The organism is Frankia sp. RB5 (assembly GCF_059816245.1).
Genome location: NZ_JCBATA010000006.1, coordinates 101,955 through 120,774, shown reverse-complemented (window position 1 = coordinate 120,774; position 18,820 = coordinate 101,955). Strand labels below are relative to the sequence as shown.

Here is an 18,820-nt window from a genome sequence, read left to right as displayed (position 1 = left end):
CGCGGTGATCAGACGACTGTGACGGGGGATGACGGTGACGGGCAGGCGACGGTGACGGGCGGGCGACGGTGACGGGCGGGCGACGGTGACGACCCCGGCGTTCGTGGGCGGGTTCGGCGCGGGGCAGGGCCGCGGGGTCGACGACGACGCCGTGGTCGTGGTCGTCGACCTGCGCGAGGAGCCGCAGCGCGCGCTGCGCACCCCGATCGGCGCGATCCAGCGGGAGTACCAGAGTCACCTGCGCCGCAAGGGTGTGGACACCAGCCGGGTGCTGGTCCTCGCCGACGCCGACCTGCTGTCCGAGTACCGCCAGGTGTTCATCCAGCTCGCCGGGGCCCCGTCGGTGTCGGAGCTGCTGCTGCTCGCACTGGGCCGCCAGGGCGGTGGTGAGCGGCTCCACCTGCCGCCGATCCCCGAGCTGCCCGTGCTGTGGGCGGGCGACACCCGCGGGGTGCGCTGGACGCCCGGCCAGCCGGGCCGGGCGCTCGGGCTCGACGAGGACGCGGCGGCGAACCTGGCCGGCCTGGTGCAGGCGCTGAGCATTCCCAGCGTCTTCACCCGGGTGCGCGAGCACGTGCTGCGCACCTGTGCGCACCAGGCCGCGACCCCCGCCATCGCGCTGCTGCTCGGCCGCGTCGACCGGGAGATCCTCGACGAGGCGGCGGGCCACGCGTTCGGCCACTTCACCCAGACCGGCCCCGCCGGTTCCGGCACCCCGCCGCCCGACGAAGCAGTCAAGATCGACCAGCTGCTCACCGGTGCCGCGAGCCAGGACGTCGCGGGCATCGGGAACATCGTCGACCCCCGCGGCTCGCTGCCGCAGGCGGCGGCCAAGGCCCGCGCACACCTCACGACGGCCGAGGATCTGCTCACGACGCTGCGCGAGGAGCCCTTCACCCGCAGACGTCCGGCACCCGGCGGCGGCGAGGTGCCCGCCGGCGAGCTCGTGTGGACGGAACTGGTCGCCGCCGGCACCCACCTCGAGGAGCTCGCGCGGGGGCTGCACGAGGCGCTTCGCACCACCGGCGGACAGGAGGGCATCGGCCAGAAGCAGGCACACGCCCTGAGCGTGCTCGGCATCCAGGTCGGGCCGGTGCCGGCGGCCGAACCGGGCGAGGTGCGCGCCGCGCTGCGCCGCCAGACCGACGTGGCGCTCACCGCCCGCGAGCCCCTCGCCGCGATCGCCCTGCGGCTGCGGGAACTGGCCGGGCGGGCGGCGCCGACCGGCAGCGCGCCGTACGCGTCCCAGGTCACCGAGATCTGCCCGGCGGCGTTGTTCGACACGCTCAAGGTGCCGCCCCGGTTCCCGCGGTGGCTGCACACCGGCACGCTGTCCACGGCGTTCGTCGGCGCACTGCTCGCCGGCCTGTGGTGGCCGTGGGGACTGCTCGGCGCCTCTCTCGCCGTCGGGGTCACCGTCTACCTGTCGGTCCAGCTGTACCGGCGGCGGCCGGTTCCCCAGCCGAAGCATTCCCCGGACCCGCGGGACGTGTCACGGCTGAGCCCGCTCTGGTTCTCGCTCGACGCCGTCGCAGGCGGCGTGATCGGTGTGTCCGCCGGCGCCTCGGCCGGCTCGATCGGACTGGGGCTCGGCCTGCCGTTGCTGGTGGTGGGCCTGCTGCTGACCGCCGCGCCGCTGCTGTGGTGGCGGCGAGCGGTGGACGCCTGGCGCCGGAGCCTGCGGCTGACCGACGCGGCCGGTGCCGTCAGGGCGCTGGGTGACCTGCTGCGCCGGGTCGCCCTCAACGAGTGGGTGCTGGCGAACTACCGTCTCGGCGGCGCCCGGCTGGCCAGCGGGCTCGCGGACGCGGTCGAGGCGGCCGCGGCCACACTCGCCGAACGCCGGCCGACACCCGTCGGACCCTCCGCCTTCGGTTCACCGCTCGGCGCCGGACAGCCTGGCGGCTTCGGTCCGTCCGGTGACGCCGGCCCGTCTGGCGGGTTTGGCGGGTTTGGCCCGCCCGCCGGTTTCGGCCCGTCGGGTGGTTTCGGTCCGCCGGCCGGGATGGGCCAGCCCGGCGGGTTCGGCCCGATGCCGGGAGGAGCCGGTGCCACCGACGTCGTCGCGACGGCCGACCGGGAGAGCGGCACGACGCTCGGCATCGCCCCCGCGGTCAGCCGGCAGCTGCGGGCCAATCGGGGGGCGCTCGCCGAGATCGTGACCGACGATGTCGCGGCGGCCATCCGGACGGTGATCAACGCGCATGGCGAGGAGATCGCCCGGGAGCGCCGCGACGACATCACCCGCACGGTGCACGACGCCCTGACCTCCCTGCTCGGCGCCTACGACGAGCATCTGGAGCGGCGCGGGCCGCTGGCCGCCCCCCCGTTCGACGCCGACCACCGCCGGCGTGTCGACCTCGCCCGCAAGGTGTGGCTCGGCTCCCCGGAGCTCGACCGGCTGCGTCATGCCACCGCGAACCTCCCGGGCCTGCTGCAGCTGACCAACGAGGAGGACCTGCGGCTGCTCGACCAGACCCCGGATGCCGCGCCGATCGTCCGCTTCGTCCCGGGCGTCGCCGACCCGGTCCGCGACGAGGGAACCGGTTCCCCGGACATCGCCGGCCTCATCCGCCTGACCCAGCTCAACGCCGCCTCCGCCCGCCGCGCCGACCCGCCCAGAGCCCGCCGCCCGCTCCCGGCCCCCGTCGCCGAGCACGCCTCCCGCGCCGAGGACGCCTCCCGCGCGCAGGCCGGCTCCCACACTGAGTCCGGCCTCGTCGCTGAGTCCGGCTCCGTCACCGAGTCCGGCTCCGTCACCGAGTCCGGCTCCGTCACCGAGTCCGGCTCCGTCACCGAGGCTGGTTCCGTCGACGCGGCCGACCCGCCCGACGGCGTCCCGGCCGCGGACCCGCCGGCCGCCGTCGCCGGACGGGCGGCGGACGGGACGCCGCCGGCCGCGGCCCCGCCGCTCACGTCCGACTCGTCCCGCCCGTCGCCGAGATCGGCGCCGCACCCGCAGCCCGCGCCGTCCCCGTCGGCGGTTCCGCGCGCACTGTCGGCCTCGTCCGCGTCCTCGGTTCAGTCCGCGCCGCCCGACACCCCCTCGTCGCCACCGGTGCCACCGGTGCCCGACGTGTCGCCAGGTGGTGGTGAGGTTCATCCGGGCGCGACGGCCGGCGGGCCGGGAAGCGCGGCGTCGGTCCGGTGGGCTCGCCCGGATCCGCGTCCGGGCGGCTGGGCTGGCGGCGACGGCGGCGACATCGGCGGTGACGACGACGAGGACCGGACGATGCACATGCCGCCGCCGGCTGCCGGCGTGAACATCTCGCCGCCGCCGGCTCACCCGACTCCTCCGCTGGATGAGGAGAACGATCTCTGGTGATCCTTCAGGTCCTCGTTCTGACCGCCGGCCTGCTGGGGCTCGCTCCGCTGGCCATCGCCTCGTGGCCGATCCTGCCCGGGTTCGTCACCTGGCTGCGCCGGACCACCGTCGCCCGCCGGGATGGCGGGCTGGGAGGCGGTCGTGGCTGACGTCGAGAGCTTGAGTTTCTGCCGGCCGGATGGGTCGCGGGTGGAGTGGGAGGTGGAGATGGCGCCGGGCCCGGCAGATGAGACGCGGAACTTCCGGACCCGGCACGGCCGATACCAGAACTTTCCGCTGGCGATTCGGTATGCGATCGGCGGGGAGAGCGCGGAGTTCGCGCTGGAGAACGCGATCGCGATGGGGCTGCGGATGCTGCGGCGGTTTGACGTGGATCGGATGTGGCCGTGGGAGGAGAAGCCGCGGCGATATCCGTGGGAGCTCTCGCGGCTGGTGGGATACGACGTGGACTGCGACCAGCCGTTCGTGATCACCATCGAGTTCGGGATGCCGTTGGCGGGGTTGCGGTCGTCGGGGACGGCGGGGTCGTTGTCGTCGCCGGATGACCTGCGTGCCTTCGCGTCGGGACTGGCACGGGGGCTGGTGGTGCTGGATCGGCTGGGTGTGGTCCATCGTCAGGTGCGGGACAACACGGTGCACTGGGACGCGCGGAGCCGGCTGGTGCAGATCAATCGGTTCGAGTACGCGCGACGGGTGGGGGAGCCGCGCGGGCGGTTGGCGCAGGTGCGGGTGCCGGGGGAGCGGACGGCGCGGGACTGGGAGGCACCGGAGCAGATCAGCGGTGGTGGTCTCGTCGATGCTCGGGACGATGTGTTCAGTGTGGGGTGCGCGATTCTGAGTGTGACCGCGCACGGGCTTCGGCTGGGCACGGACGGCCTGCCGGACATAGCCGCGAGCGGGATACCGTCGCTCGCGAACGTGCTCCGCGGTGTCTTCTCGCCGGTCGCGAGCCGACCGGAGGCGGCGGAGCTGCTGGGTCGGTTGGGGAACGCGATCGCGCCGGGTGACCTGCCTCGGCCGGAGACCGACGGGTTCGGCGAGGGACGGGCCGAATACGACCGCATCGTGGTCTCGAAGAACCCGAGTTGGTCGGCGTTCGCGGTCAGCGAGCCGCCGCCCGGACCGCGCCCGCCAGTGTCACCTGAACCGTCCTCGCCCGGGCCCGGCCCGTCCGGGCCGTCCGGGCCGTCCGCCCCAGTCGGGCCGACCGGGCCGCAGCGCCGGCCGCGGCGGGCCCGGCGTGGCCGGAGGTAGTGCGATGAGCGGCGGCGACGAGCGCGGCGGCGGGCAGCCGGTCACCTGTGTGATCTGCCTGGAGGAGTTCGACTGGGACGGCAGCCGGGTGTTCCGGCGCAACGCCCAGGGGATCCCGGAGCCGGTGACCCTGCCGGCCAGGGAAAGCCTTCGCTGGAGTGCCGAGGCGAAGGGCACCATTATTCGCTGTCCCAACCGGATCGGCGACGACGCGCACTACTTCCCGGTCGGCTTCGTCCTGAACGACCGGCCGATCGTGATCGGTCTGGTGGGCAATTCGTCGGCGGGAAAGACCTGCCTGCTCGCCGCCATGTCAGGCGAGATCGACCGGCAGCGGCTGGGACCACGCGGCCTGCAGACCGTTCCGGTGAACCTGACCGAGCACAGCCAGTACCGCACCGCGGTTGTCGACCCGTTCTACACGCGGGGCATAGCCCCGCCGCACACGAACATCACCGACCTGGTGAGATACGCGGACTCGGTGCTGTTGACCTCGTATTCCGGGCACAGCTTTCCGCTGGTCTTCTTCGACGCCGCCGGCGAGCAGCTGAAGGGACTGCACGGCGACGAGGTCGCGCTGCGCTTCCTGCATCGCGTCGACGGTCTGATCTTCGTCGCGGATCCGACGCTGGCGCTGGACAGCGCGCGGCGTGGGAATGACAGCGGCATCATCGACGATCCCACGTACGCCGCCACCATCGCGGGCCTGCGGGACCGCCCCTCGGAGGCGCACCGGCGCAGGCTGTCGATTCCGGCGGCTCTCGCGATCACCAAGTCCGATCTCCTGCGGTTCGAGCCCCCGGTCGACCAGTGGCTGAGCCGGCCCGCACCGTCGGTGCTCGACGTCGAACTCCTGCATCGGGAGAGCCGGGACGCGTACGCGTTTCTCTACCAGCGTCGCGCCACCGCCTGGCTGTCGCCGGTCGACCAGTTCGAGCAGTGCTCGCTGCATTTCGTCTCCGCCAGCGGCTCGTCGTTCATCCAGCCGGCCGGCGACGGGGAACTCGGCCGATTCGCGCGTCCGGCGCGACCGCGTCGGGTGCTGGAGCCCCTGGTCACCCTTCTGGCGGCGCTGGGCAGAATTGACGACCACTTCGTGCGGGGGAGCTAGCGGAATCCGATGGACATCGTCGATCAGGCCCTGCTCCGATATGACGCGCAGGCGCTCGCCTTCCGGCCGGTTTCCTCGACGCTGGCGGACGGTGATCAGCTTCTCAGCAGCCCCCGGTTCGTCGCCCTGGCGGATGCGTCCTACCGGTCGCAGGACGTGCAGGCGCGCGCCAGCCTGTCCTTCGCGCGGGTGCCGGGGGACCCGCAGAACCGCGGAATGATCATCTGCAGGGTTCCGGACGTCCGCTCGCGCCGACTCGCCGCGGCGGCGCATGTGCTCATCGGCCGGGAGCTGAACGCCGGGACCGCGCTGGCGCTGTCCACCGCCTGGCCGCACTGGGACTGCACCGGCGGGGCGGCCCAGCCGCTGCAGCCGCTGGGCTGGTCGGGGCTGAAGAACGACGCCCAGCAGCGCAACCTCGACCTGCAGGCCGCCGCCCGGGCACCGGAGCTGGAAGCGGAGCTGACGCGGCTGGTCGACGCGCTGCTGCGGGTCGGGACCGGGCGGCTGGCGGTGATCGGCTATCGGTCGGACCCGGCTCTGCTGCTGGCGGGCGCACGGGAGATCCTGCGGGATTTCGTGGCGGAGGACTGGACCTTCTCGACGGGGGAGCCGGCGCAGAAGGCGGGCATCCGGATCACGTTCATGCTGCCGGGCGGCAGCGTGATGTCCGATGCGTACGCCGATCTGAGCGCCTATGACGCGGGCTCGTCCCAGCTGGTGTCCGTGGCGATCCTCGTGCGCGCCTTCATGAACTCGACGGACTTCAGGTCCTGGTCCGCCGAACGGGCCGAGCTCGAGATCAACGACCTCGACAGCCTGCTCGCCTGGGCCTCCCGCGGAGCGCCGTCGGCCCAGGCCGCCGTCCAGCTCGAACGCAACGCGCACGCGGAGGCCGCTCGGCAGTGGGAGCAGGCGCGAGGCGTGTGGGACTCCCAGCGGCGCGGCTGGGAGGCCAGTGCTCTCGAGGCGGAGGCCGAACGGCAGCAGCTGGCCGACGAGCTGGGCCGCACGCGGGATCAGCTGGTCGAGAGGGAACGAAAGCTCGCCGCGTCCCGGACCGAGGTGACGCATCTGCGCGAGTACCTGGCGGAGGCCGAGCAGACGGTGGTCGAGCTGCGGCAGGAACTCGGCGTCGCCAGAACCGGGCAGGCCAGGCGGGAACAGCAGGGGGCGTCGTCGATCGCCACCGGGCCGCAGGGCGGTCCGGCGCAGGCCGTTCAGACCGCTGCTGCCGCCGCCGCTGCCGCTGCCGCTGCCGAGGCCGCCGCTACTGCCACTGCCGAGACGGACAGGCAGACCGCCGCGGCCCGGCCTGGTCCGTGGACGCCGGACGCGTCGCCGGGATCGCCGCCACCGTCCACGGTCGTTCCGCCGCGCACGCTCGGCTCCGTGGGCCCGGCCGAGCGGCGGATGTCGTTCCCGCACCTCGACCCGGTCACCGTCTACATCGCCGTCGTCGTAGTCTGCCTGCTCGGACTCGTCCTGGTGGCGCTGGTCAGTGATGTGCTGTGGTGAGCACGGCGGGCAGCCGCCGGGCCGTGGACGGGCGGCTGTCGGTGGACGGCCCGCTGGTGGCGACGACGGGGCTGTTCGCGCTCGCTCCGGCCGCCGTCGCGATGCTGCTGGTGGCGGGGCTGCGGCAGCACCGGCCGGATCTGCGCGTGCCGCCGGCGTCCATGGTCGTGCTGCTCATCGGCCTGAGCGGATGGGCCGCGATGCTCGCGGCGGCGGTGAGCGCGCGGGGCTCGTCGCCACGACGCACCGAACCGTCGGGTGATCCTGACCGGGTCGTCGTGCCGCTGGTGGGCGCCGTCCACCTGCTGGTGGCGTTCGGTGTGCTGGTGCGGCTGCGGCTGGCGGGGGCCGGCGACGGCACCCGGTACCCGCTCACGGGGCTGATCCTTCCGCTGGTGGTGGGCACGGGTGGCCTGGTTCTGCTGGCCGGACTGGTCCGTGCGCTGCGGGCGGCGCCGTGGAGTCTCGAGGACGACGTCGTCCTGTCGCGGGTCGGCAGGTTCGCCGTGGTCGCGGCCGTGGTCGCGGTCCTGGTCGTCGGCCTCGCCGGCTACGACCACGGCGATCATCCCCGGCTGCGCCTGCTGGGCGCGGGCGTCCGGCCCGGGGCCATGGTGGCGCCGCTCGTGGTCGCCGCCTTCGCGCTGGCGGTGATCAGCTTCGACCCCCGCCTGGTCGGTCGCTACTCCTACGACGAGCAGGGCGACAGAGCGGCCACGGCACGGGTGGCCACGGCCATGCTGGTCATCATCGGCCTGGGCCTGGTGCCGATCCTCGGGACGCGCCATCCGGTGCCGGCGTTCGCCACCGTGGTCGCCCTGGCGGTGCTCGTCGCGGCGCTCACCGGTCACCGCGGGCTGCCCGCGGCGGGGTGTGGCCTGGTGCTTCTCGAATACCTGCTGATCGCCTGGGCGCAGGGGGTGTTTCACCACGACAACGGCTCCCGGGCCGCGGCGCTCGCGCTGGCCCGGGGTGGGCTGCTCGGCAGCGGGCCCGGCCAGGGGCTCGTGGAGGCCTACGAGCCCGGCCAGGGGGTGGGCGCGGGTGGCGGGCCCACGGGCACGGGCCTGGTCGCGGATCGGTACGCGCTGAACGTGCTCGCCGAGGAGGTGGGACGGGTCGGTCTGATCGTCGTGCTGGTCGCGGCGGTGATGATCGGGCTGTTGGTCGTCCGGCTCGCGGCCCGCGCCGGGCGCGGGCCGCTCGGTGCCTGGGCGTGGAGCCTCGCCGCCGCGACGGCGGTGACGCTCGCGCTGCCGCTCGTGCCGCTGGCCTGGTCGAACGTCAACGTCGAGGCGGCGCTGCCCGGCGTCGCCTCCGACGGGGTGGGCCTGGTCGTGCTGCTGTGGACGGTGGGGGCGCTCGTCGGCGTGGCCAGCGGGCGGGAGGTCTCCGACACGGCTCCACCAGATCCCGAGCTGCGCAGCCGCGTTCCGCTCGGTGGGGTGAGCCGGGTCCGTTCCGACCGGTGGACGTGGCTCGAGCGGCGGTGCCGGCGCAGTGCGCCGGGGCTGGTGGCGGCGGGCTGCGCGCTGCTGGTCCTGGTGGCCGTGATGGTCGGCCCCTCATCCGCGCAGCACCAGCGTGCAGGCGTCGCCCGGGAAGATCAGTGGATCAGGGACGCCGACCGTCAGCGGATTGGCATGTTCGGCGGGGTGCCGCTGGGCTGGCCGACGGCGGACGGCATCGATCCGACGGTCAGGAAGGTGCTCGACGACACCGTCGGGACCGTTCCCCGCTGCGCCGCGCGGCCCCCCGCGCAGGCCCGCGGCGATGGCCTGGGACCCGGCTGCCCGCCGCTGCCGACGGCGGTCCTCGACGTCAAGGGGCAGCGGGCGGCGTTCCGGGCGCTCGAGGAGAGCGGTTTCGACGGGTCGGTCGTGACCGTGGAGGTGGGCAGCGGCCGCCTGCCGGTCCTCGCGAACAGCGGGGCCGACGCGGCCGGCTGGTGGGCCGCCGCGCCGATCGGCGGCATGACGCGGCACCTGCTGGCCGCCACCCTGAACTCCGACGCGACGCTGGGCCGGGCCGTCCTCGGCGACCTGCGCCGCGCCGAACTCACGGAGCACGCCGCCGACCTGCTCAAGGCCGATCCGGCGTTCGACGCCGGGATGGTCGACCGCGCCCGCCACTCCCCGCAGTCGACGGAACCGGCCCTCGCGCCGCTGTTCACCGCGGTCGACCGGCGGATCAGCGACCGGTACAGGCGGTGCGTCAGCGACTTCGGCTCCTACGATGCCCCGCCGCGTTTCGCCTCGGACGGGGACTGTCCGCTGCGGTTGGCGGGGGCCGTGCTGGCGGACGGCGGCGGACCGGGCCACCCGAGTGTGTCCGGCCAGTCCGGCAAGGCCACGCAGCCGGATTCTTCGACCCCGGCGCCCCCGCCCCCGGCTCCTTCCCCCCCACCGCCCGCCCGGGACCTGCCGTCGCTGAGCCGGGACGCCCTGGCTGCCGTGCTGACGACGGGGCTCGGCGCGGCGGGGGAGCCACCCGAGGGCCTGGTCGGGGCGCTGCCGACGAGCAGGTCCGTGGCCGGCATCACCGCGGCCAGTGGTGGCGACTGCGGCGACGTCGACCGGTGCCTGCGTGCCAGTCCCCTGACGCTGACGGTCGTCGTCGCGGCGCTCGTCTGTCTGCAGGACCAGTCGACCCGCGAGCTGCCCGTGCCTCGTCTCCTGGCTGGCTACGTGGTGTCCGAACCGAAGCCGGTGCCGGTCAGCCTGGGCCCGACGGCCGTCGGGACGCTCGGGCGGGAGCGCGTGAGCGGGCGGGAACACGCGACGACCGTGCCGGACGGGGTCGGGGGAGCCTGGTCGGTCCGGATCCTGCCGAAGCGGTCCGGTCACCGGCAGGTGGTGCTCGTCGGCCATCTGCGTCCCGAGGGCGGCGCCGCCAAGGACCGGCAGGAACAGGCCGCCGCAACCGCCAGGAGTACCCAGACGGCCGCCGGCACCGTCCTCGACAAGGTCGCCCATGCCCTGGACGACTGACGGTGCCGGCCGGCGGCCCGCGGCGCCGGTACCGGTGCCGACACCGCGGGCCGCGCCGAGGCGCTCGATGATCCAGGTGTGCGGGAAGGGTTAGCGAGATCCGATGGACATCATCGACCAGGTCGTGCTCCGATACGACCGGGAGGCGCGCGGGTTTCGACCGGTGGCGTCGACGTTGCCGGCGGACGACCGGACGGCGGCGACGTCGCGGTTCGTCGCGTTGACGAACGCCTCCTACCGCACGCAGGACCTGACGGCGGGACGGAGCCTGTGCTTCGCGCGGGTACCGGACGACCAGGACGGCCGAAGTATGATCATCTGCCGGGCCCCGGAGACCAGCTCGGGCAGCGTCGCCGCGGCGGCGCACGTGCTCATCGGCCGGCAGCTGACCGCCCAGATCGCGCTGGCGCTGTCCACCTCCTGGTCGCGGTGGATGCTGACCGCCGGTGGGTCGGGGGCGCTCGCCCCCCTGGGCTGGACCGAGCTGGAGGGCGACGTGAAGGCGCGCAACCTCCAGGTGCAGGCCGACTCGCGGGCCCCGGAGCTGGAGGCGGAGCTGACGCGGCTGGTCGACGCGCTGCTGCGGGTCGGTTCCGGGCGGCTGGCGGTGATCGGCTATCGGTCCGACCCGGCCCTGCTGCTGGCGGGGGCGCGGGAGATCCTGGGGGACTTCGGGTCGGACGACTGGACCTTCTCGACGGGCGAGCCCGCGCAGAAGCGGGGGGTTCGGCTGACGTTCATGCTGCGGGGTGGCAACGTCACCTCCGACTCGTACGCCGATCTGGGCGGGTATGACGCGGGCTCGCCCCGGCTGATCTCCGCGGCGGTCCTCGTGCGCGCCTTCATGAACTCGGCCGCCCTGCGGACCTGGGCCGCCGAACGCGCCGAGCTCGGCATCCACGATCTCGACACCCTGTTGGACTGGGCCGGCCGGGGGGCGCCGTCGCCGCGGTCCCCCGAGTTCGCCAGCAGGTCACGTGAGCAGATCACCCAGCAGTGGCTGGCGGCACAGCGCGGCTGGGACAGCGAGCGGCAGACCTGGGACGCCGAGCGGCGAGCGCTGAACGACGAGCTGCTGCGCACCCAGCGGGAGCTGCAGAACCAGGATGTGCAGATGAAGATGAAGACCGCCAACGTCGTCGCCCTGCAGGAGCAGCTGGCCGCGGTGAACGCCAAGGTCGACGAGCTCAGCAACGAGCTCGACATCACGAGGTCGGTGCGCGGAGCCCTGGAGCGACACCTCATCACGAGGGACCAGCGGACTACCGCCTCCACCGCGGAGTTCGGGTCGACGCCGGCGCCCGGGGCCGGCGGCTCGGAAGCGGACGCGCGGTGAGCCCGCGCAGGGGTGGCGGCCGGCCGCCCGGCGCCGCGGGGCGCCCGGGGCGGTTCGCGGCGTGGCGGTCCCCGAGCAGCATCGACAGCCGGATCGGGCTGTGGGGGGCGACGAGCAGCGGGAAGACGACGATGCTCGCCGCGCTGCACACCGCCATGACCCAGCAGGACGGCGGCGACGACGACTGGATCCTCTTCAGCGCGAACGAGGCGACCCGAGCATTCCTGGCCCGGGCGCGGGCGCAGATCGCCCGGCGGGAGTTCCCGGTCCCGTCGCCGCACGAGGCCCGGGAGCTGTCGCTGAGTCTCCTGCGCCCGGACAGCGCCGGCTGGGCCCGGCGGCTGGTGCGCCGTGGAACGCGCCGCCGCGCGCGCCGCGCCGAGTTCCACATCACCCTGATGGACGTCAGCGGCCGGATGTACGCCCCGGCCACGTTCGACGACCAGGACGCAGACGACCGGAAACAGGCCGGCGACCTGTTCCGCGACGAGCCCGAGGCCGGTGACGCCGTCGAGCTCCTCGTCGACCATCTGGCCCGCGCCGACGGCATGGTCTATCTCTTCGATCCGCTGCGCGAGCTGGAGACCCAGGACTCCTACCAGTACCTGGAAAGCATGGTCGAGCGGGTGCTCGCACGGGCGGAGGAACTCGGCCGGCTGCCCGACGGCAAGCTGCCGCACTATCTCGCGGTGTGCATCAACAAGATCGACGACAGGCGCGTGTTCAACGCCGCCTACGACGGCGGTTTCCTGTCCGTCAGCGACAGTGACGAGATGCTGCCCGAGATCACCAGGGAGGACGCCGCGGACCTCTTCCGTCATCTGTGTTCCCGGGAGATGATGGGAGGGGCGGCCGGTAGTGGCCCGTGGGTCCGGGGCAGCATCGAACGGCATTTCCATCCGGGTCGAGTGCGTTATTTCGCCAGCTCGTCCATCGGTTTCTACGTCGGCAGTGGCGGCACCTTCCGCATTCAGGACTTCGCGAACATCGAGGCCGACGACCTGGGACGGCCGAGGATCCGCGGCCGGCTGAATCCGGTCAACGTGCTGGAGCCGTTCCTCTGGCTGGCCGAGTCGATCCGCGCCGCGCCCACGGCGCCCGCGCTCGAGAGCCGGCGAGGTGGCCCCGCCTCCACCGGCGAGGGCGACGGTCAGCCCGGGCACGCCGGCGCGGACGTCGACGACCCCCTGGCCGGAGACGACGCCGGACTGGGCGGGGTCCCCGGGCCCCAGCCGAGGTCCGACGAGGCGGACTGGGACGACAGCCCGTTCCAGACCCGCATCGACGAGATGCCGCCCCCGCCACCTCCGCCGCCCCCGCCGCCGTGGCAACCGAGGTGAGGCGGGTGAGGTGGCTCGGTGAGCCCGTCCGCGCCTGAGGACCCGGCACCCACGGCCGCCGGCGCCGCCCGCACGGGGCTCCCGGCTGGCGCGAGGCTCCCGACCGGCGCGAGGCTCCCGACCGGCATGGGGGCCGCGGGCGCGGGCGTGCCGGCCGGCTGGGCTGTGTATGGCAAGGTCGCCGGCACCGCGGACGACTACTCCGTGCTGCGCTCCAGCGGTGCCTACTTCAGCCGCGCCGACTACGACGGCATCCTGCGCCGCTTCGTCCCGGGCACGCCGCCGCCGCGCCCGCAGCGATCCGAGGCGTCCGGGCTGCCGTGGGCCACGATCAGCTACGCCCCGCTGCGCTCCACCGCGGCCGGCGGCGACGCGGACGCCAGCGTCCTGGGCCTCGCGGTGTGCGACTGGACGGACGTCACCGACGGCGCCGGCCGGCCGGTGGCCGCGACGTCCTACCTGTGTGCGCCGTTCGCCGCGTGTGCGGCCCTGCCCCTGGGCTACGAGGACCTGCACCTCGCCCTGCTCTGGGATCCGGCGGTCGCCGCGGCTCTCGGCCCGGGGGCGATCGGCCCGCGCCTGCCGCTCGCGGACCCGCCGGCCCAGGCCGGGGAGGTGACGCTCGGGTCGCTGCCCGGACTCGGCCCGGCGCACGTCGCACAGGCGCTGGAGGCGGATCCGGCGACATTCTGGCTCGCGGCCGGAACAGCGGCGCTGCTGTTGTGCCAGCCGGTGGCGCTGCTGGGCGCGCCGGCACTGGAACCGAGCACCCGGATCGCCGAGCGGCTCCGCTTCCTCGACGCGGTCGCGGCGCTGCTGCCGTACGGGCAGCGGGCCCGGCTGGTCGTCAGCACCTGGGCCGACTCCGGCAGCACCCACCGCATCCGGCTCGCCTACACCGACCGCGCCCGGCCCGGGGACGCCGCGGTGACGCTCGCCGGCCCGAACCGGGAGCCGAGTGTGCCGGCGCTGCCCCGCGGGGCGCGCGAGTACCACGCGCTGCTCGTCGAACTCCACGGGAACCGCGGGGTGCCGGTCGAGCGGATCGTCGAGCATCTGTGCGACCCGGCCTATCGGGCGGCGCGTCGCATCGCCGACCCGCGCCACGCCCTGCTCAGCCTCGCCGACCTGCCCGGGCCCACGTACTTCGCCACCCGGTTCGCCGCCCCAGCGCCGCCGAGGATCCGCGACGCGGCGCCGGCCGCGCGCTCCGCCAGGCCCACGGCGGCCGGCGGCAGGGGAGAGGTGCGCGGGACGGTGGCGCGACGCGACGGCACGGCGGCGGAGGTCGTGTCCGAGATCGTCGGCCTTGTCCGGGCGCAGCGGCAGCGGCGTCGGCTACTCGTCGGGGCATCCAGCGCCGAGTCGGACGCGGCGGTGCTCACGGTGCTGGCCGCTCGTACCGACACCGACGCCGTCGCCCTGGAACTGGTCCGGCTCGCCATCGAGGACGACCTGCGCGGTGCCGACGCCGAGCACCTGGGCCTGCCGACCGCGGCGCCGCACACCGTGGGCTGGCTCGGCTGGCTCGGGCGTGCGGACGGCCCCGGCGCGGCCGTGCGGCCCTTCGCCCGGATGATCTCCGGCCCGATCGACCCCGGCGCGCTGTCCGCCCTGGCGGCGCGCGGGCGTGCCCTGCGCGGAGACAGTCGCTACGCGCTGGCGTTCGTCCGGCTCGCCCGGCTTACCGGGCGCCGGCGGTCGCTGGACCAGCCGCTGTGGCAGTGGCTCACCGCCGCGGGGGCGACCGGGACGCTGGCGTCGCCGGAGTGCGCGGTCTGGGCGGAGGAGCTGAGCCGCCCGCCGATCGGCAGCGCCGTGGACGAGGCCCGCCTCGACCTGCTGCGGCTGCTGCTCGGCGCCGGGCCGGCCGAGCCCCTGCGGGCCCGGATGCTCAGCGTGTACTGGATCGACTACCACAACGCGCTGATCGCCGACTACCGCGAGCTGATCTCGCGCTACGAGCGTGACACCCGGCGGCTGACCGTCGCGGCCCTCGTCATGAACGGGCTCGCCGCCTCGCTGGACCGCGCCGGTTGGCCTGACGACGACCGCGCCGTGGATGACACGCTGCGGCTGCTGGCCCGGATGGCGCAGCGGGTGCGGTGGATCCCCCCGGGCCTGCGGGCCACCCTGGCCGTCTACCTGTCGGCCGCGCCGAAGGTGCGACTGCGCCGCTCCGAAGCCGAGCAGTGGATGCGTGACATGCTCGCCCTGTACGCCGCCGGCCCGACCACGCGCGGCGCGCCCTGACGCCGCGCACCGGACCTCACCACAGGTCGGTTCCCTCCTCCACCTGCGGGTCCGGCGCGCCCTGGGGGTCGCCGTACCCCGACCGCCGCGGGTACGGCGGCGAGGATCCGTTTCGCTCTCCTGACCGGTCCGCAGGGCGGTCACGGCCGCCCGGGTGCGGCGCGCCGGGGTGGCCCGGCGCGCTGGGCTGACCGTCCGCGGCCGGCCCCGGCGCGTCCCCATGCCCGCCCGCGCCCGGACGACCCGTTGTTCCCGATCCCCGCGCGGGCGGGCGCGGGGGTGGCGTGCCCTCGTCGTCGCGGCGGCCACGCCGACGTCCCCACCGCGGCTCGTCGGGCACCGGCCCCTGCGGTGGCCAGGTCCGCTGCGCGGTGCCCGTGCCGGAGCCGTTCTGGTCGGCGCCGTTCGCTGCGGCGGCGCGCTGGTGGGGCGGCAGGAGACCCGGCGCCAGGACCTGGTCCTGGCGCAGGTAGTTCACGTCCGTGTCGACGCGCCGCAGCTGCTCGCGCTTCCAGCGGTCGAGCCTGCGCTCGGCGACCTCGACCTGGTCGCGGACGCTGCGGCGGGCCAGCCCCTCCATCGCCTCGTCCCGGATGTCGCGCGCGGCCTGAGCCTCGCGCAGCGTGTCGACCTGGTAGATCATCTGCTCGGCCCGCAGTCGGCGGCTGCGCTGGCGGGAGATCGCCAGGTGCTCCCGTTCCTCGGCTTCCAGGCCCTCCTCGTACTTGCTCCTGCGGCCGAACGACATGAGGAGCTTGAACAGGATCGGCAGGCAGTCGATCGCCGTGATGAACGCGAGCAGCGTGTGGTGCGTGGTGCGCATCGTCGCGTTGTGCTTGGTCAGGTCGCCGAGCGCCTGCATGCGGATCAGCAGGCCGGTGTTGCGGCCGTTCGAGCTGTCGAAGCTGGACTGCAGCCGCCGGCGCTGGTCGAGCAGCGGGTTCAGCTGGCGCCGGTCCTCGTCCAGCCGGTCGCTCGCGTCCTGGACCGCCTTCGCCCGCCGGGCGGGAAGGTTCGCCACGGCGGTCGTGCGAGCCGTGTCCAGCTGCCGCTGCAGGGGATCGACGTTGGCCCGCTTGTAGTCGTCGGCCTGCTGGCGCAGGCTGCGCGTGCGGTCGCCCTCGCCGGGGCGGCCCGAGCCGACGCCGCCGCCGCAGTCGGTGCGGCCGGCCGCCTCACAGTTGGCCCGCCCGTTGAGCGCGTTGTACGTCTTCATCGGGTCCCGGTCCGGGCTCAGCGCGGCGCTCAGCCTGAGCACCGTCGTATCATCCTCCGCGGAGATGGAGCTTCCGTCGTTCTGGATGATCTTCTGCTGTGCGCCCACGTCCGCGGAGAGCTGGTTGATCCGTCTGACGATGGGGTTGTTCGGGTCGTTCCAGTCCTGCTGCTGGCTGGTCGCGGCGCTGGCCTGGATCAGCGCCACCTGCTGCATGATCTCCGGCTGGAAGATGCGCAGGACGAACGGCGTCGACACGACGAGACCGATGAGGAACGCCAGGGCGGCCCGGGGCAGCAGCAGCCACAGGTTGCCCCGCCCCGCGGTGGCCAGCAGCCAGCGGTCGAAGGACATGATGGCGGTGCCCCACAGCAACCCGGCGACGACACAGGCCACGATCGGCAGATCCAGCGCCATGTGCAGGGCGAAACCGCCGGACACCGCCGCCATGGCCGACGTGATGAACACCGAACTGCCAAGACCCACGTACTTGGGCCGGTCCGCCGGGAAACGGTCCAGGATCTCGAGGTTCGCCGTGGACAGCCACAGCATCAACCGCCCCATGACCGTGAACGGCGCCCTGATGAACCGGGCGCCCGCCCCGGCCACCGAACGCGGCGCCATCCCTGTCTCGTCCATGTTCGAGCCCCCGTCTCCCGCGATCAGGATACCCCGGACGGGGTGCCGGAACATCGCCGCCGCGTCGCGCGGGCCGCCCGCCTGGTGCGCTATTCACCGGGCCGCTCCCGCCCTTTCTGGGAAGCAAGCTGCGGACGGCCTGGATGGCACCCGCGACGACCTGCGGAAATAGCCATTTCAACGGCTGTGGAGGTGGCGGATGAGGGGGTGTCGGGCCGGCTGCGGTGGCGGTGCGCGCACCCTACCCGAACATCCGCCGCTCTGGACGCGGAACCTCGCCGTGCTAACCTTCCGGGCAGGGGGGAACAATGTGCGCCAGCATGCTGCTCGAGATCGCGGCGACACCGGAGGAAACCGCATCTCTCCGGGACAGGATGATGCGGAATCGGCACTCCGGTGCGCCGGAATCGGCGACTCCGGGCGAGAGCGCCGCGGAGCCCGCGGTGAACCGTGAGGGGGTTTCCGCGCGGGATCTGTGGGAGATTCTGACGTCCTCGGCGGTCCGTTGTGGCGGTGTTGTCTCCGGGATATCCGCGCAACCCGGCAGGTCGATTGTCACGGTGCGGCTCGACCTTCTCGCCTCGGCCGACGCGGACGCGCTGGAAGCCGATGTCTGCGCGGTGCTCGGGCTGCGGCGGGACGGCATTCGCTGGGACCGCCGGACGCGGGGCGCCGCCGGGCCCGGCAGCGTGTGCCTGCGGTGCGGAGGCGTCGACGACGATCATCTGGACGGCTGCGATGCCACGCGGAAATGACGCCGCCGGCGGGCGGCCGCGGTGACCGCTGCCGGTGACCGGCCGCGGCCCGCGGTGCGCCTGGGACGCGACCGGTGGAGCCCACCGGCTCCGGTCGGATACCTCGACAGCGTCCAGGCGCTGGGCGGGCTCGCCGCACCCCTGCTGGCGGGCGCCAGCTTCACCCTCGCGGCCCTGCTCCTGCCGGCGACCGCCGGCGGTGCCGGCGTCACCCCGGGCGCCGCGCCCGGGTCCCGGCTCTGCCGGTGGCCCGACATCACCCTGTTCTGTTTCATCGGGTCAGGGCTGGCGCAGGTCGCCACCGTCCAGGCGACGGTCTGGTGCCGCCGGCTGACCGCCACGCCCGCGGAGTTCATGACCTGGTACCCGGACGAGGTCCACGACGGCCGGCCCAGCCGCTGGCTGCGCAACGTGCAGGCCAGCCATCAGCGGCAGGCGTTGCGCTGGGCCGATCGGGCGCGGCTGTGGTACCACGCCGGGATTCTGCTGCTGCTCGCCGGCCTGGTCGCCGTGTCGGTGCCGCCGTGGCGGATCGGCGCCGAGCGCGGGGCCGTGGTCGCCCTGACGGTGCTCGGGCTGCTGGGGGAGCTGGCCTGGCTGGTCGTCGCGACGTTCCGTAGTCGGACCCGGCGGCGGCAGGGGCTGATCCACGGGGTGGGAGTGCTGTGCGGTCCGGTGCTGGCGGTGGCGGTCGCGGCCACCCCCTCCGGCACCTGGGGCACGTCCGGCGCCTTACGCGGCCTGGGTGCCGCCGGCGTGCTGGTCGTGGGGGTCGGCGTCCTGGCGGTGGCGGTGGAGATCGTCGTGCTGGTGAGCCGCCTGCTCACGTGGGGCTGGTTCGGCGTCCCGGTCAGCGGTGTCGGGCCGGGCTGGGCACGGGTGGCGACGCATGTCGTGGCCATCGTCGGGATCGCCGCCGCCGTCACCCTCGCACTGGCGGGCACGCGCCCCTGGCTGACGGCGGTGTCGGTGGCGGCGGTCGTTCCCGCGTTTGCGCTGGAGATGATCTGCGGCTGGCAGGTCTATGGTGCGGAACGGCATTCACGCGGCACCTGACGGTGCGATGACGTCGGGCGTGAGAAC

12 protein-coding genes are annotated in these 18,820 nt (G+C 74.2%); 11 read left to right on the top strand and 1 reads right to left on the bottom strand.

The genetic code is table 11. The features are described from left to right. Positions 1-85: 85 nt before the first annotated feature. The 9 genes from AC6EXY_RS04855 to AC6EXY_RS04815 all read left to right on the top strand — a co-directional run bounded on the left by AC6EXY_RS04855 (position 86) and on the right by AC6EXY_RS04815 (position 15,127). A complete protein-coding gene (locus AC6EXY_RS04855) occupies positions 86-3,325 on the top strand; it encodes a hypothetical protein (protein WP_499816721.1) in 3,240 nt (1,079 codons plus the stop codon). Next, positions 3,322-3,474: a hypothetical protein gene (locus AC6EXY_RS04850; protein ID WP_165818629.1), complete on the top strand. Its 153-nt coding sequence runs from the start codon at positions 3,322-3,324 to the stop codon at positions 3,472-3,474. The genes AC6EXY_RS04855 and AC6EXY_RS04850 overlap by 4 nt, the downstream gene beginning before the upstream one ends. Next, positions 3,467-4,579, top strand: coding sequence for a serine/threonine-protein kinase (locus AC6EXY_RS04845; protein ID WP_165818628.1), 1,113 nt, complete (start codon positions 3,467-3,469; stop codon positions 4,577-4,579). Before AC6EXY_RS04850 ends, AC6EXY_RS04845 begins: the two co-directional genes overlap by 8 nt. A 4-nt stretch (positions 4,580-4,583) precedes the next feature. Beyond that, the gene (locus AC6EXY_RS04840) at positions 4,584-5,690 is read left to right on the top strand and encodes a TRAFAC clade GTPase domain-containing protein (protein WP_101834938.1); all 1,107 of its coding nucleotides are present in this window, start codon (positions 4,584-4,586) and stop codon (positions 5,688-5,690) included. 9 nt (positions 5,691-5,699) lie between these two features. Next, positions 5,700-7,208 (top strand): hypothetical protein, encoded by a 1,509-nt coding sequence (locus AC6EXY_RS04835; RefSeq protein ID WP_499816722.1) that lies wholly within the window; start codon positions 5,700-5,702, stop codon positions 7,206-7,208. Continuing rightward, positions 7,205-10,198, top strand: coding sequence for a hypothetical protein (locus AC6EXY_RS04830; protein ID WP_499816723.1), 2,994 nt, complete (start codon positions 7,205-7,207; stop codon positions 10,196-10,198). The genes AC6EXY_RS04835 and AC6EXY_RS04830 overlap by 4 nt, the downstream gene beginning before the upstream one ends. Before the next feature lie 103 nt (positions 10,199-10,301). Further along, a complete protein-coding gene (locus tag AC6EXY_RS04825; protein ID WP_101836030.1) occupies positions 10,302-11,534 on the top strand; it encodes a hypothetical protein in 1,233 nt (410 codons plus the stop codon). Beyond that, complete coding sequence (locus tag AC6EXY_RS04820) at positions 11,531-12,874, top strand: hypothetical protein (RefSeq protein ID WP_101836032.1); 1,344 nt, start codon at positions 11,531-11,533, stop codon at positions 12,872-12,874. Before AC6EXY_RS04825 ends, AC6EXY_RS04820 begins: the two co-directional genes overlap by 4 nt. Before the next feature lie 18 nt (positions 12,875-12,892). Further along, positions 12,893-15,127 carry a hypothetical protein gene (locus AC6EXY_RS04815; protein ID WP_165818670.1) on the top strand — a complete coding sequence of 745 codons (2,235 nt, stop codon included), beginning with the start codon at positions 12,893-12,895 and terminating at the stop codon, positions 15,125-15,127. 16 nt (positions 15,128-15,143) lie between these two features. Here AC6EXY_RS04815 and AC6EXY_RS04810 read toward each other — a convergent pair whose 3' ends face one another. Continuing rightward, a complete protein-coding gene (locus AC6EXY_RS04810; RefSeq protein ID WP_499816724.1) occupies positions 15,144-16,967 on the bottom strand; it encodes a DUF4407 domain-containing protein in 1,824 nt (607 codons plus the stop codon). A gap of 335 nt (positions 16,968-17,302) precedes the next feature. Between AC6EXY_RS04810 and AC6EXY_RS04805 the strand changes: the two genes are divergently transcribed. Next, a complete protein-coding gene (locus tag AC6EXY_RS04805) occupies positions 17,303-17,737 on the top strand; it encodes a hypothetical protein (RefSeq protein ID WP_133150898.1) in 435 nt (144 codons plus the stop codon). Between the two features lie 21 nt (positions 17,738-17,758). Then, complete coding sequence (locus AC6EXY_RS04800) at positions 17,759-18,793, top strand: hypothetical protein (protein WP_101836040.1); 1,035 nt, start codon at positions 17,759-17,761, stop codon at positions 18,791-18,793. Positions 18,794-18,820: the final 27 nt, after the last annotated feature.